The sequence below is a fragment of the Flavobacterium sp. ARAG 55.4 genome (assembly GCF_051846875.1).
In the GTDB taxonomy this organism is placed as follows: Bacteria; Bacteroidota; Bacteroidia; order Flavobacteriales; family Flavobacteriaceae; genus Flavobacterium; species Flavobacterium plantiphilum.
Window position 1 is genome coordinate 151,442 of sequence record NZ_JBPYCT010000006.1, and the last position, 14,842, is coordinate 166,283.

Below are 14,842 nucleotides of genomic sequence, written 5' to 3' on the forward strand. Positions count from 1 at the left end.
TTACTCCTCAGTCCAATAATCCATCACCACCGCATCGTCAAAAAATGGGGCATATTTTTTTAATAGTTCGAGATGTGCTTTATGAAACAAATATTGTTCTCTGGCATTTTCATCTTTAAATGTGATCACAAAGGTATGTGTAAGTCCTTTAGTATGCCCTTCGGTACTATCGTTTTCACCCCATTCAAATTTTTTCACCGATGGAATTTCGTTTTTAAGGCTTACAAAAGCTTTCACCGCTTGATCTACCTGTGTTTTAGTTGCTTCGTCTTTGTATTTTAAGTGAACAATATGTTTTATTACTTTGTTTTCCCTGTCTATTTTAGGGGCTATTTTATAAGTAACGAGATTGCCAAAATTAAATTGATCAGAACCCGCAATAAGGAAATTGTCACTCCCTATTTTGTGAGACCTTAATCCGTAATAAATGGAGAAACCGGTTTCTAAATAATTAATTGGACTTAGTACACCTTCTTGGTTTAATTTGAGTAATTGAATACTAGCATCGTCCCTTGTTCCAACAGCCAATACCGCTTCATTATTGTATGTTGAAACAATTTCAATACGTGTTTGCCCTTGTAATTTAGTTTTCTCATTATCCTTTAAAACAAAATGCGGGATTAAGGCTCCTTTATGGTTTATTTTAAAGACACTTACGCCATCACCGTGATAGACAAAATCTTTCTTTTTAATAAAATTAGCTTTGGGGTCATAATATTTATGATGCCTATGCCCTACTACCACATATTTGTTTCCGCCTAATGTTACTCCTGTGACTGGATAAGCACCTGTTAGATATCGGTCGGTGTTGTTGTCATCGATGTTGTTGATGTTTTTAAAAGTACCATTTTCGAAAACCCTAAAACTACTAACACCGTTATCTTGAAAACCACCAGTATATAAATAGGTTTTACCTTTGATTGTATGGGTAAACATCCCGATAATACCATCGGTGTGTATTTTTTCGTCGTCTTTCATGGATTGCACATGAGTCAATTTTCCGTTATCTTCAATTTTAAAACTACTCAATCCAGGTTTTTTTTCTAAGCCACCAATAAACAAGTAAGACGCCTTTTTCATGTGTATCACTTGAAGTGTAATAGCAACGGCAAGAAAGGTTTGCTCAGTATCTTCGACCAAAGAAACACGTTCTAGGGAACCGTTGTCTAAAATTTTAAACGTTTCAATTACATTACCGTATTTATTCGCCACAAATAGAAAATCAGTACCGTTAATTTTATCAGCCACCATACCTCTGGAAGGGCCTTTTTGTTTGTACAGTTCATGTTTACTAATTGGTGTAAGTTTCCCTTCATTGTTTAGACTAAACACATCCAAATCGCCCTCGCCACCTGCATAAACTAAATGCAAACCATTTTTTTCATAGCTAGTAACAGATACAGTATTTTGTCCTGATATGTGTTTGAAATCTTTTCTGTAAAGCATTAGGTTGTCTGAAATTTGAGCAAAACACATTTGCACTGTAAGCAGTGCGATGAAGAATATTTTAGTTTTTAAACGAGTCATAAGTTGATTTTTAGTAAGGATTATTTTAATATTGAGTTGGCTCCAAAAGTAGCAATCGCTCTGTCTTGTTCTATAGTACCTCCACTCACGCCAATGGCTCCAATGATTTTTCCATTTTTGTTTTTAATTGGAATTCCACCTGGGAAAGACACGAGTCCGTCATTAGTTAGTTCAATATTATATATGATGCCCCCCGGTTGTGTTAATTCGCCTAATTTACCTGTGTCAATATTAAAATATCTTGCTGTTTTGGCTTTTTTAATTGCTACATCAATACTCCCTAAATAGGATTCGTCCATTCTTATGAAAGCTTTTAAGTTGGCACCCGCATCTACGACGGCAATATTCACTAAAACACCTTCTTTTGTAGCTTTTTCTTTTGCTGCCAATACTGCCTTTAGAGCTTCGTCATGAGTTATGTCATTCGTAATTTGGGCCTTAAGCCCGCTTGAAAATAAGGCCAAAAAGATTACAATTAAACAAATCTTAATTTTTTTTAGTAGGTTCATCATTTTGTTTTTTAGTTTTAAATGACAAACTTCTAAAAATGAAATAAGAAAACAATTGAACTAGTTCAACTCTGTGTAAAAAATCATTCGATTCGTTTAATTTTACATAAAAACTCATGTGTTATTCCTAGATAACTAGCTAATTGTTTGTCGTTTATTTTTGAGGCAATATTAGGGTACTTGTCGATAAAATAATGATAACGCTCCTTTGCTGTCTGACACTGGTTTCGGATTAATCTTTGTTGCCATGCTACCAATGCCTTTTGTGACATTATTCTAAAAAGTTTCTCAACAATAGGCATGGATTCGTAAAGAGCCAATTTGTCTGTTCTATTTATCAATAAGACTTCACTGTCTTCCAAAGCTTGAATATTTAATTCAGAGTTTGATTGGTTCATAAAACTATCAATATCCATTAGCCACCATTCTTTTGCGGCAAAATAGAGTGTGTTTTCATTTCCTTTTTTGTCGATTGTAAAAATTCTAAAACATCCTTTTAGCACGAAACCTTCAAAATTACAGACTTGACCTTGTTCTAATAGAAACGCTTTCTTTTTGATGAGCTTAGGATAAAAATAACTACAAAATTCCTCTAGTTCTGTGGTAGAAAAAGAGGTGTTCTTAGTTATGTTTTCTTTTAATAACTGATGAGTCATTGGACTGTTTTTATTCTGAAATATAAAAACAAATTTTTAAAATTTTAGGTATTTATTTGTTTTTATTTGACTAATTAAATGGATTCCTAAAGCAAACAAGTACTGCAAATTCCGTAATTATTTGAGTTTCCATTACACTTCATCAGCTATTTTCCAGCAGTAACTTTAATAGTATTGTTGCCTTTTGTCAATTTGATGTTTTTGAATTCGATGATTTTTAATGTCCGAAACGTATTTTCAATTATACATTTTTTAAGATTGTCAAAACAACTAAATTAGTAGATTTTTCTTACTTCAATATCCTTTTTTATAGATTTAAATGAAATCCGTCTAGTTTTCAAAACGACTCCATTTATAGATATTAAAAAACATAAGAAATTGTTCAGTTTTAATCTAGTCTTCAAAGATTCAAATATATATTTAACGCAATACTTTAGCTGCTCCTATTTTGTAAGAGTGACAAAAACAGGAATGCCCAAACAAATCTATTACTCTTTTTTAAATCAAAAAACTATGAAAAAAAACATTATCCTACTTTTTGTTGCTTTATTCGTAAGCACGTTGATTCATTCACAAAACTACAGCTCCTACGCCATACCTGTAGCAGCTCCTGCTGGTCTGCAATGGGTGGTAAAAACCAATATGTCTGATGATTTTAATTACACCTTTACCGCTGTTAATAGTGCGGCGGATATTGGAGGTACAGGAAAATGGAAAAATTTTTACCACAATGCTTGGACTGGTCCAGGGCCAACCATTTGGCGTCATGATGCTGCATCGGTTTCTGGTGGTAATCTACGGTTGAAAGCCTCCCGTGTTTCTGGAGAAACAAAAGCCCCTTATAGTTATGCTACTCGAGCTGGTTGTATATCTTCTTACAATAAAGTGAAATTTCCTTGTTTTGCTGAGGCAAGAGTCTTTGTTATGGATTCTCAATTAGCTACCAATGTCTGGTTATTAAGTCCTTCATCACCAAGCGATGATCAAGAAATAGATATTATTGAATGCTACGGAGGTAAAGGAGATAACAATAATAATGCATATTTTGCTGATAAAATCCATTTAAGTCATCATGCTTTTAATAAAACAGGTACTTATGCCGATTATCAACCAACAGATTTAGGAAGTTGGTGGCAGAAAAGCGGAGTAACACAATGGGGAGGTCGTTGGGTACGCGTAGGAGTATATTGGGTAAGTGGTAACGAATGGCGTTATTACGTAGATGGCGTTCATGTCCGTACTGTAAAATTCAAAGCTTACCAAACCAAAAATATTAATAATGTTTGGGAATACCGTTATCCTTATTTTAATGCAGATGGTTCTATTGCCATGTCTGGTGGCTATCAAGCAGTAAAAACAGCTACTAGTCTCGACGCTGCTATAGCGGCTTCCAATTTTAATGTGATTGATCCGTACAATAATATGAATAATAATTATCAAATTACAAAGGAGCTAGAGCTTATCATCAACCAAGAAGACCAATCTTGGCAAGCTGATGCAGGAAGATCACCATCCAATACTGAAATTGCTAATGCTACAAAAAATACCATGTTGGTGGATTGGGTAAGAGTTTATACTTTAGCATCTACAACAGCCAAATTTGGTGGAGAATCTTCAGAAAAAGAAGAGGTTACAGAAACAATAAGTACAGTAAATTTGTATCCTAACCCTGCAAATAATGTTGTTAATGTATTAGCATTTGAATCCAATTTAGTTAGTATTTATAACGTTAATGGAACAAAAATTATGGAGCAAGTAGTGCCTTTTGGGTATTATCAGCAAATAGATATCTCTAAACTAAGTAAAGGGATATACTTTGTTAAAAATGGTGCTGCAACTTCTAAATTGGTTGTGAAATAAAGAATTGATTTAGTTTGTTTAAAACGGTTGTCTGATGATTCAGCAACCGTTTTTGTTTTTATTGAATAGGTAGAAGTCTTGTGAGCTCAATAAAATAGAAATCTAGTGGAGGAATTGCGCCAAAAGAAGACTTAAATTTCAAAAGAGTTTACCCTAAGTAAAAGTAAAAAATGATATGATTTCAAATTCAGATGGTTGTAAGTAAATAACATCTAAGAGACCACTTCAAAATCTTTATTTCAAATGTTGCTTACGGTATTTGGTGGGTGAAATATTATAAATTTCGTTGAATTTTTTGAAGAAAAAGGGTGGTGATTCGTACCCACAATCGTAGCCAATTTGGGAAACGGATTTGTCCGAATACAGCAACATACGGCTCGCCATATTGATGCGGTATTCGTTTAAGAATGTAAAAAAGGAGCGTCCCATCATTTTATTAAAAAATCGGGAAAAGGATTGTTCGGACATCTTGACCAAATCGGCCACTTCTTTTAGGTAAATTTTACGGTTAAAATGGGTTTCTATAAAATCGTGTACTTTGGTAATGCGGTTATTATGCTCAAAGGGAATGTCATCGACAAAACTAGATTCGGATAGGGTTTGGTATTGGCATTTGGACAACTGTGAGAGCAGACTTAACAAATGAATATAGAGTTCGTCTTCCTGTAAATGCAGTAAATTTCGGAGTGAAGGCAGTAGTGGTTTTATTTCTTCGTTATCAAAAATCACCCCTTTGGAAGCGGTCGTGAGCATTTCGAATAATGCGGCTAATTCAGGCACTTTAGCAAAAACACCTTTGTTCCATTGGATGACAATGGACTTGGATGGAACATTATTTTGCGCTTGATTTTTCCAGCAATGGGGTAGGTTAGAGCGTATCAAAACCAATTCGCCTGGCTCATAAGACCCCACATAATCCCCAATGAATTTGGTGCCAAAACTAGATTCAATATAGGTCAATTCATGCTGCGGATGAAAATGCCAAGGCGTATCAAAGTTGGCTTTGTCGTAGTTGAAAACCGTAATTGTTTTTTGTTCTCCTAGATGTATGGCTTCAAGAATGGGTTTCATTTTTTGAGGTTCTAAGTTTTTAAGATTAAGTGTTTTAGTTTTATTAGCTCAAGCATCAAGATTATTAATTATATCATTTTCTTAGAGACTTAGCGTCTTAGTCTCTAAATTTTCTATTCGGAATGGATATTATTTTAACATATAAGTCATATAAGTTTTCTATACTAAGCTAAAGTGAATAATAAGTTAATATAAGAATTCTTGAATTTCTATAATCTGTGTTCAAATATTTTCAAACCCAAAGTCATCTAAGTGCCACAATGTTTTCTGTATCCAAATTCCACTTCTAACTTCTAACCTCGTTAATTAGTCTCTATATTATCAATAAAACGCAAAAATAAGAATAATAACTACAGAATAGTTTATTTATGTGATAAAAAACACTAGTCAAATGATTCGTATTATAACAATCTTTGCATAGTAAATACTATTAAACTTTCTTGGACATGAAAAAAAGTGAATTTAACGACCCATTTGAAGAGGCAAGAATCAACCAAGGTTTTGGCGAAATGGACGATCAAAACGATCCCGTAACCATATTGTTGCGTCATAAGGACGTACGCAAAGGAGCACATGACTGGAAGACTTTTCAATCGGGAGCAGTTCCGGGACGAATTGTGATTCCGTCCGAAGTCAACATTAGGACGACGCGTCAAATTCCTTTTGAAGTAGATCCACCCCAACATAAAGATTTTAGAGACTTGCTAGACCCTTGGTTTAAACGCCCTTTAGGAGAGGAGTATCAAGCCCAATTAACAGAACAAATCCGTGCCTTAGTGGATGAGGTTATAGCGAAAAATTCGGTTGATGTGATTAGCGAATTCTCGTTGAAATTGCAGTCCAGAGCCTTGACTTTATTGCTCAATATACCTTACGAAGAATCGGATTTATGGATTTCATGGGGAACGCACGTTTTCCGTTCCGAAGGGGAAGCCTTAGATGGGGATAAGGCAGCTATATTATATGATTATATTGATGCTCAAATTGACAAAGCCATCGCAAATCCGGGTGAAGATTTATATTCCGTCCTATTGAATTCAGAAGTAGATGGGAAAAAGCTAACTAAAGAAGAGGTCAAAGGAGTCATGATTTTGACTTTTGCTGGTGGACGTGATACGGTTATCAATGCCGTGTCTAATTCGATTGCCTATTTTGCAGAACACCCCAAATCATTAGACAGACTGCGTGTTGAACCTGAAATTCGTAACCGCGCTATCGAGGAGTTGATTCGTTATTTTGCACCATTAACCCAAATGGGGCGTGTCGTTACCACGGAAACTGCCGTTTGTGAGCATGCTATCAAAGCCGATACAAGAGTGGGGCTCTGCTGGGCATCTGCCAATAGAGATGCTAATGTATTCGAAAATCCGAACGAAGTGGTCTTAGATCGCAAAATGAACCCGCATTTGAGTTTCGGTTTTGGGACTCACAACTGTTTGGGAGCAACTCATGCCCGTACGATTTTGAAAGTGTTAGTAGACGTTTTGACAGAGAAAGTACAAAGCATGAAAATCCTTAGTGCTGAAGAAAATATTGAAGAATTAGGGGAATTCAAACGAAAAGTAGGATTCCACAGTTTACAAGTAAAGTTTAACTAAAAAGAAATAGAAAATGGCAAAAGTAACTTTTATAACTAGTGATAACGAAAGCATTACCTTAGAAGCTAATACAGGAACTGTAATGAATTTAGCAGTTGATAACGGTGTGAAAGGAATCGATGGCGATTGCGGTGGTGTGTGTTCTTGTGCTACTTGTCATGTACACGTTTTACAAGAGCATGTATCTAAAATTGGTAAAGCCACTGAAATTGAAACGGATATGCTAGAATTAGCGGATAATGCGAATGAATTCAGTCGTTTGTGTTGCCAGTTAGAAATCAGTGAAGCCTTAGATGGTTTAGTTTTACAGGTCGCTAAATAATAATAGTATGTCAGGAACCGAATTTAATAAACAGGTTTGTGTCATCATTGGTGCTAGTCATGCAGGTGTGAATTGTGCTACGGCTTTGCGCAGGGAAGGTTGGGAAGGAGAAATCATTCTTTTTGATGCTGATCCTGTTTTACCGTATCACAAACCTCCGTTGTCCAAAGTGTATTTGACTAGCGAAGACGGAATCGATAAAAACCTCCTCAAATCCGAAGAAAGTTATGAAAAAGACAACATTCGTTTGCGTCTTGGTGTTTGGGTCAGCGAAATTAACCCTGATAACAAAACCGTAACCTTAGGTGATGGAACCATTCAAGCCTATGACAAATTAGTCTTGGCCACAGGTGCACGTCCTATCATACCAGGAATTTCTGGATTAGATACCGCTAAAAATGTATTTCCGTTGCGAAGCGCTCAAAATGTGACCGACATTCGGAATTTTATGCAAACAAGTGCACAAAAGAGAGTAGTGGTTATTGGAGGTGGTTATATCGGACTCGAGACGGCAGCTTCACTTAAAAAGTTAGGTGCAGAGGTGGTTGTTTTGGAACGTGAATCTAGAATTTTGGCTCGTGTTACCGCACCTGAAATGTCTACTTTTTTTCATGATTTGCATCACAACCATGGGGTAGAGGTGCTTACGAATAAAAATGTTGCGGTTGTCGAAAATTGGGGCAATACTAATGAAGTGGCTTGTGCTGACGGTTCTCGATACATTGCAGATATGATTATTGTAGGAGCGGGAATTTTTGTCAACAAAGAACTAGCCGAAAAAGCCAATCTTACCATCGAAAACGGAATTCTAGTCGATGAAACTACTCGTACTAGTGATGCTAATATCTACGCTATCGGTGATTGTACCTATCATTTCAACCCGCATTACCAACGTCATATTCGATTAGAGTCGGTGCAAAATGCCGTGGATCAGTCCAAAGTGGCTGCAGCGGCAATTTGTGGAAAACAGCCCGTTTACGATAGCATTCCTTGGTTTTGGTCGGATCAATACGATATTAAATTACAAATGGTCGGCCTCTCACAAGGCTACAACCAAATCGTCATTCGAAAAGAAGAAAACCCGAATAGTTTTTCGGTTTGGTATTTTCAAGATGAGACCTTATTGTCAGTCGATGCGGTTAACAATGCGAAGGCCTATGTCATTGGAACCAAATCCATAAAAGACCGAAAAATAATCGATAAAGTAAAATTAACGGATACTTCGCTTCCGTTAAAATTGGATACGATTCTAGCGTAAACATAGAATATAATATAGGGAACCCACTTTACATGAAATAGAGTGGGTTTTGTTTTTTAGGACCAGAAGGATTGGCTTTTCAGCTACGAATCCTCCTTCTATCTGCTGTATCTCTTGTACGCTATCGCAGCACAAGAGGATGTCGCTTCTATCAGAGCTGTTTATAGAGTATTATTTTCTTGGTGATATTATAATCATGTTAAGTGAATGTTTAATTTATAAAATCTATCAATTTCATCTTACAGTGCATAATTAACCATATGTTGCATTAGTTGTAACTTCTGTTATACTGTTAGGATTTAGTTCTTTGTAATTTTGGTCAAAACCAATTGACTAATAATAATGAATAAACCAACCATTTTATTTTTTATTTTAATGATGCCAGCCTTTATGTTGGCTCAAAATATTTATGTGGCTACCAATGGAAACGATTCCAATAATGGTAGTATTACGAGTCCTTATAAAACCTTTAGCAAAGCCGTATCGATGATGTCTGCTGGAAAAACTTGTATTATAAGGGGCGGCGTCTATGAAGAGGAATTACTGATAAACAAAAGTGGAACTTCAGGGAATTATATCACTTTCAAAGCCGCTGATGGGGAGAAAGTAGATATTAAAGCAACTAAATCATTAAGCGGATGGCAGTTGCATAGTGGAAGTATTTATAAAGCTACTGTTTCAACAGCCATAGAAAGTAGGTTTCTAGCGGTATATTACAACACAGAAATCATGGATTTAGCCCGATGGCCTAATAATACAGACAACAATCGCTGGACTTTAAATACAATTCCTGTAACAGGTGGCAATGGTTCTTCATTTACTGTGAGTTCGATTCCTAATATCGATTGGACAGGTGGATTGGTATATTATTTAGGTGCACACTCGGGAACGAGTTGGACTAGAACAATTACGAGCAGTGCCAATACGACTATCAATCACACGGGTGTGGATATAACCAAATGGCCTTTTGACCCGCACAATCCTACGGTTTGGAGAGATCTCCCAGGCAATAATCGAGGACAATTGTATCTTTTTAATAAATTGGAAGCTTTGGATTATGCCAGAGAATGGTATTATGACAATACAAATAATACACTTTATTTTCAAACTCCTAACGGAACGACTCCTGCCAATGGAACAGTAGAAATAACAACTCGAAAATATGCAGCTCAATTGACGGGACAATACATCAAAGTAGAAGGAATTGATTTTTTTGGAGGAAGTATCAAGATTAGTGGTGCTAACAATGTCTTTTTGAATAACAAAGTGATTCATGGAAGCGAAGGTCATGATAATTTGAGCAATACAGGAGCAAGTGTCGGCGAAGCCTCGATTGAAGTTCTGGGAGGAAATACGTTAATTAAGGGATGTACTATCAATCACAGTGCCGTAAATGGTATTATTATTCAAGGTTGGTCAAATGCACATAATTCTATCATTGAAGGAAACTATATTAGTAATATTGATTATGTGGGAATTCATGCAACTCCCATTCGCTCTACAGCCAATAACATTAAAATACTGAAAAACACCGTTTGGAATGCTGGTCGAGATGGTTTGTATGTAAATGGTTTGAATTGTGAAACGGCTTATAATGATGTCTCGAAGGCTGAATTAATAAACAGTGATTCTGGTGTGTTTTATACAGTAGGAAATACCCAGTTAAAAAATAGTGTAATCCATCATAACTGGTTTCATGATTCGGCTTCTCCGTTTTATTCGTCAGCCAAAGCTGCTGGAATTTACTTAGATAATGATAGCAAAGGTTACGTCGTACATCATAATGTAATTTGGAATGTGTCATGGTCAGGGTATCAAGTGAATTGGGCTAATACCAATTTAGATTTCTTCAATAACACTATTTGGAATGCCGGTGGAGCTATGGATTCCTGGGTAAATGGAAGGGTGCAACAAGGTAACCGTGTCTATAATAATTTTGCTAGTAGTGGTGACTGGTTTAGAGGAACTGGTTTTGACGTTCAAGATAATTTAATTACCTCTATTTCTCCATTTGAAGATGCAAATGCTCAAAATTTTATGCCAAGAGCGGGAAGTGCTGTTGTCAATAAGGGAAGAGTAATCGCTGGATTTGACAATCCCTACAAAGGAACCGCTCCTGATTTGGGTGCATATGAATTAGGAGGTACTGCCTGGACTGCAGGTGTCAATGCTATTGAAGACACCGGAGAAGGTGCTTCTTGGTCTGTCTTGGACACTAAGTTCACTATTTCAACAAGTACTGAAACTTGTCCCAATAAAAACAATGGTACACTAAGTATTAATGCTGATGTTGAACATGATTATATTGTTAGTTTTAATGGTACCAATACCAATTTTGCCAAACAAATAAAGCTCGAGAAAATAGCACCGGGCGATTATCAATTATGTATAGCTGTAAAAGGCAAATCTGAAACCCAATTTTTTAATGTAACTATTAAAAAAGCGAAAGAGCTTACAGGTAAATCGTCATTAAGTAATGAAAAACTTACTGTCGATATAAAAGAAGGGACGGCACCTTTTATTGTTTTTGTCAATAATGATAGAGCATATGAAACAACTGCCCCGTCGTTTTCTATAAGTGTCAAAACAGGAGACGAAGTTAAAATTAAATCAAGCAAGGAGTGTGAAGGAGAAATAGTTAAAACTATCGATTTTTCAGGCATTGTAAAAGCTTTTCCAAATCCCAATAAAGGTGATTTTCATTTGTTAGTACCCATTAATGAAGGGCAAGTTTTTATAGAGATATATAATGTTTATTCTCAATTGATTAGTTCTGAGTTATATACTATTAATTCAGGTCGCATTGATCTCAGTTTAAATAATCAACCTTCAGGAGTTTATTTTGCCAAAATTATGACTGAAAATCCTATTAATGTTAAAGTAATAAAGAAATAAGTTATGAAAAAAATAGTTTTATTGGTAATACTCGGATTAGTGGTGGCAGCATGCTCCGGTGGAGGAGATGACCCAGTGACTGCTAAGGAAAATCAAGCGCCTTCGGCAGTTAAAGCAATAATTTTTCCAACAAACAATTTATTATGTACATCAAATGTTGTAGATTTTTCATGGGGAGGATCACAAGACCCAGATGGAGATAGTGTTTCATATGTACTCGAAATATCCAAAAATAATTTATTTTCTCCAATTGATAAGTCATTTCCGGTATTAGGCACTTTTAAAACTGTAACCTTAGAAAAAGGATTTGCTTATTATTGGCGTGTTAAAGCGGTAGACAGTAAAAATCTAGCTGCAGATTATTCTAGTGTTAATCAATTTTATACCGAAGGAGAAGGGGTAATAAACCACTTACCTTTTGCACCTCAATTAGTCGCGCCAACTTTAGGGAATAGTGTGACCGGAAACACAACTGTTAATTTAGAATGGAATTGTTCTGATGCGGATAATGATTCATTAATATACGATGTCTATTTTGGTACAGAAACTACACCTATTACTAAAGTTGGAACTAATGTAAATACGAAATCCTTAAATGTATCAGTAAATAATTCCACAAAATACTATTGGAAAGTTATTGCCAAAGATGGTAAGGGAGGCGAGTCTATTGGTCAAATTTGGAACTTTAATGCATATTAAAAAACACACAAATATTATAAAATTTGGTAGTAAAACACCACAGTTAAGAATGTAGGATGGTGGAAAACTCATTTGACTTCTGGTGTTTTACCTTTTAGTGGAAGCTTTTTATAGTTAATAATACCATCTTATTTTATAAAGAGCCGCTATTGTTTCGGCTCTGAATTCAAACAGATTACTAACAAAATCAAAGCTTCTTTTATGTTTCCTGTCATAGTACTTTATTATTCTTAAATTTAATTTGGTTTTTAGACTTCCTTTAGTAGTTTCAAGCTCAATGATTTCATTTTCTAGAACGCCTATGCGAATAGTCTCAGGGTTTAGATTTACTTGAGTTTCGTCATGTTTTTCCTAGTCTTTATTCGGAGTAACAATACATATGATTAGGGGGGCTGAAGTACTATCAGCTATTTTAAACGTTTTGCCCAAAGCAATCTCAATCCAAGGCTTTTAAAATTTATTAAGGTAATGTTTTGGTTTACCCCCCAATAAGTTTGTTAATTTCCGCTTGTGTTACTTTAAGAGCTTCAATAATTTGTTCCATTTTAATTTCTTCGTCTAAGCTGGAGGTAAAGACCGAAACGGCCAAAACTGCTTTTAATTCTGATTCTTCAAGGCCTATAGGAACTGCAAAATCAGTGATTCCGCTGGTAATTTTACTTTTGGCTGAACGATAACCATCTTTTTTTATCTTTTCGATAGAACTGAGGAACTCTTCTTTTTCTTTGTAAGAAAATTTTTTATAATGTACGTCTCTATTTAGAAAATCATTTTTTTCTTTTTCGTTAAACATCGATAAAAAAACTCTTCCTGAAGTGGTTAGTGTCAAAGGGAAATGGGTACCTTCTTCGATTGAAAGTGAGACCGCATTCGGGCTTCGGGTTTGAGCAATAATCAATAATTGATCGTTGTTGATGATGCTCAAATGACTGGATTGTCTTGTTTTTTCGGATAGATTTTGCATCGGATAATGCGATACACGTTTTAGTTCATCAAAAGGAGTATGGCGATGGGATAAGCTATACATCTTAAGTGATAAACGGTATTTCCCGGCATTAGAACCTCTTGTAAGATAACCTCTCTCTTCAAGACAAACTAACATTCGGTAGATTTCGCTTGGGGTTCTGTTAATGCCTTGTGCAATTTCTGCTTGAGATAAAGGAATCCCTTCTTGTGATAAATATTCTAATATATCCAAACCTTTGTCCAAGGCAGGGGCATTGTATTTTGTAGCGCTATCGTCTGTCATCGTATTTATTTTTGAAACAAATTTAATAAATCTTATCGAGTACTTGTGTGGTTCATATATAAAATATAATTTTGCATATGAATTTATGTTAATTAAAAAACCAAAAAAAAATTATGTCAAATCCGCTATTAGGTACTTTTGTTCATGGAGTAGGAGGAGTCTCTGCTTCAACTTGTTATGTGCCTTTCCAAAAAGTAAAGAAATGGTCATGGGATACGTACTGGCTATTACAGGCTACTTTTGCTTGGTTTATCTTTCCGTTGGTTCTTGGTTTTTTGACCGTTCCTAATTTACTAGCTGTATTTAATGATTCGCCTATAGATGTTATTGTAAACGCTACATTATTAGGAGCTGTATATGGTTTTGGCGGGATGTGTTTTGGTTTTGCTATCAAACATATAGGTTATTCATTGACTTACACTATCTCTATAGGAATATCGGCAATACTCGGAACAATAGTACCTTTATTAATGCATGGCAATTTTATTGAAAAATTGGAAGCACCTGGAGGAGGAATCATTTTTCTTGGGATGTTTATGGCTCTGATAGGAATTGCAATTTGTGGTGTTGCAGGCTATAGAAAAGAAGCCGACTTAAAACGCAATGCCCAAGAAGGTGATGATGTTTTAACTTTTGATATGAAAAAGGGATTGCTTCTGACTTTAATAGCAGGGATTCTATCAGCTGTCTTTGGAATTTCGTTAGAGGTAGGAGCGCCGGTAGCTGAGATGGCAGGGAAGTATGGCGCTGGGAATTTTGAAGGGAATGCGAGTTTAATTCTCTCTACTTTCGGGGCTTTTGTAACTAATTTGGTTTGGTTTATAACAGCAGGAATCAAAAACAAAACGCTCAAAGAATTTGTAGATGTAAAAAGTATAGGAACACGCAGTTACGGAATCAATTTTGGAATGTCGGTTTTGAGTGGCGCACTTTGGTACGGACAGTTTTTCTTTTACGGTATTGCGCATGTGCAAATGGGAGCATTCAAATTTGCAAGTTGGGTGATTCATATGTCTATGCTTATTTTCTTTAGTTACATCATCGGTATTGTAATGAAAGAATGGGTAGCTGTTACCAAACGAACCTATACCACTTTAATATATGCTTTAATCATTCTAGTACTTTCTTTTTTTGTGATGACTTACGGTAGTATGCAGGGCGCTTAGTCAATGAAATTGAATTAAAAATAAAATAGAAC

12 protein-coding genes are annotated in these 14,842 nt (G+C 35.6%); 7 read left to right on the plus strand and 5 right to left on the minus strand.

From position 1 onward, the window contains the following. The 3 genes from ACSV4D_RS08950 to ACSV4D_RS08960 form a co-directional block, all read right to left on the minus strand. Positions 1-1,527 carry a Dabb family protein gene (locus ACSV4D_RS08950; protein WP_439227983.1) on the minus strand — a complete coding sequence of 509 codons (1,527 nt, stop codon included), beginning with the start codon at positions 1,525-1,527 and terminating at the stop codon, positions 1-3. A 20-nt stretch (positions 1,528-1,547) separates the two neighbouring features. Further along, complete coding sequence (locus ACSV4D_RS08955) at positions 1,548-2,036, minus strand: GlcG/HbpS family heme-binding protein (RefSeq protein WP_439227984.1); 489 nt, start codon at positions 2,034-2,036, stop codon at positions 1,548-1,550. A gap of 83 nt (positions 2,037-2,119) precedes the next feature. Next, complete coding sequence (locus ACSV4D_RS08960) at positions 2,120-2,692, minus strand: Crp/Fnr family transcriptional regulator (RefSeq protein ID WP_439227985.1); 573 nt, start codon at positions 2,690-2,692, stop codon at positions 2,120-2,122. A gap of 513 nt (positions 2,693-3,205) precedes the next feature. Between ACSV4D_RS08960 and ACSV4D_RS08965 the strand changes: the two genes are divergently transcribed. Next, positions 3,206-4,552 carry a T9SS type A sorting domain-containing protein gene (locus ACSV4D_RS08965; protein ID WP_439227986.1) on the plus strand — a complete coding sequence of 449 codons (1,347 nt, stop codon included), beginning with the start codon at positions 3,206-3,208 and terminating at the stop codon, positions 4,550-4,552. 234 nt (positions 4,553-4,786) lie between these two features. On the opposite strand, the gene ACSV4D_RS08970 is transcribed toward ACSV4D_RS08965, so the two are convergent. Next, positions 4,787-5,623 (minus strand): AraC family transcriptional regulator, encoded by an 837-nt coding sequence (locus ACSV4D_RS08970; RefSeq protein ID WP_439227987.1) that lies wholly within the window; start codon positions 5,621-5,623, stop codon positions 4,787-4,789. Positions 5,624-6,069: 446 nt separating this feature from the next. Between ACSV4D_RS08970 and ACSV4D_RS08975 the strand changes: the two genes are divergently transcribed. From ACSV4D_RS08975 to ACSV4D_RS08995, 5 genes are all read left to right on the plus strand, one after another. After that, a complete protein-coding gene (locus tag ACSV4D_RS08975) occupies positions 6,070-7,221 on the plus strand; it encodes a cytochrome P450 (RefSeq protein ID WP_439227988.1) in 1,152 nt (383 codons plus the stop codon). A 13-nt stretch (positions 7,222-7,234) separates the two neighbouring features. Continuing rightward, positions 7,235-7,543 carry a 2Fe-2S iron-sulfur cluster-binding protein gene (locus tag ACSV4D_RS08980; RefSeq protein ID WP_439227989.1) on the plus strand — a complete coding sequence of 103 codons (309 nt, stop codon included), beginning with the start codon at positions 7,235-7,237 and terminating at the stop codon, positions 7,541-7,543. 7 nt (positions 7,544-7,550) lie between these two features. Beyond that, positions 7,551-8,801, plus strand: a complete 1,251-nt coding sequence (locus ACSV4D_RS08985) for an NAD(P)/FAD-dependent oxidoreductase (RefSeq protein WP_439227990.1) — start codon at positions 7,551-7,553, stop codon at positions 8,799-8,801. A gap of 342 nt (positions 8,802-9,143) precedes the next feature. Further along, complete coding sequence (locus ACSV4D_RS08990; protein ID WP_439227991.1) at positions 9,144-11,696, plus strand: T9SS type A sorting domain-containing protein; 2,553 nt, start codon at positions 9,144-9,146, stop codon at positions 11,694-11,696. A gap of 21 nt (positions 11,697-11,717) precedes the next feature. Then, positions 11,718-12,395, plus strand: coding sequence for a hypothetical protein (locus tag ACSV4D_RS08995; RefSeq protein ID WP_439227992.1), 678 nt, complete (start codon positions 11,718-11,720; stop codon positions 12,393-12,395). Positions 12,396-12,873: 478 nt separating this feature from the next. Here the strand turns inward: ACSV4D_RS08995 and ACSV4D_RS09000 are convergent, their stop codons facing one another. Then, positions 12,874-13,644 carry an IclR family transcriptional regulator gene (locus ACSV4D_RS09000; protein ID WP_439227993.1) on the minus strand — a complete coding sequence of 257 codons (771 nt, stop codon included), beginning with the start codon at positions 13,642-13,644 and terminating at the stop codon, positions 12,874-12,876. A gap of 113 nt (positions 13,645-13,757) precedes the next feature. Here ACSV4D_RS09000 and ACSV4D_RS09005 point away from each other — a divergent pair, with 113 nt between their 5' ends. Then, a complete protein-coding gene (locus tag ACSV4D_RS09005; protein WP_439227994.1) occupies positions 13,758-14,810 on the plus strand; it encodes an L-rhamnose/proton symporter RhaT in 1,053 nt (350 codons plus the stop codon). Positions 14,811-14,842 lie beyond the last annotated feature (32 nt).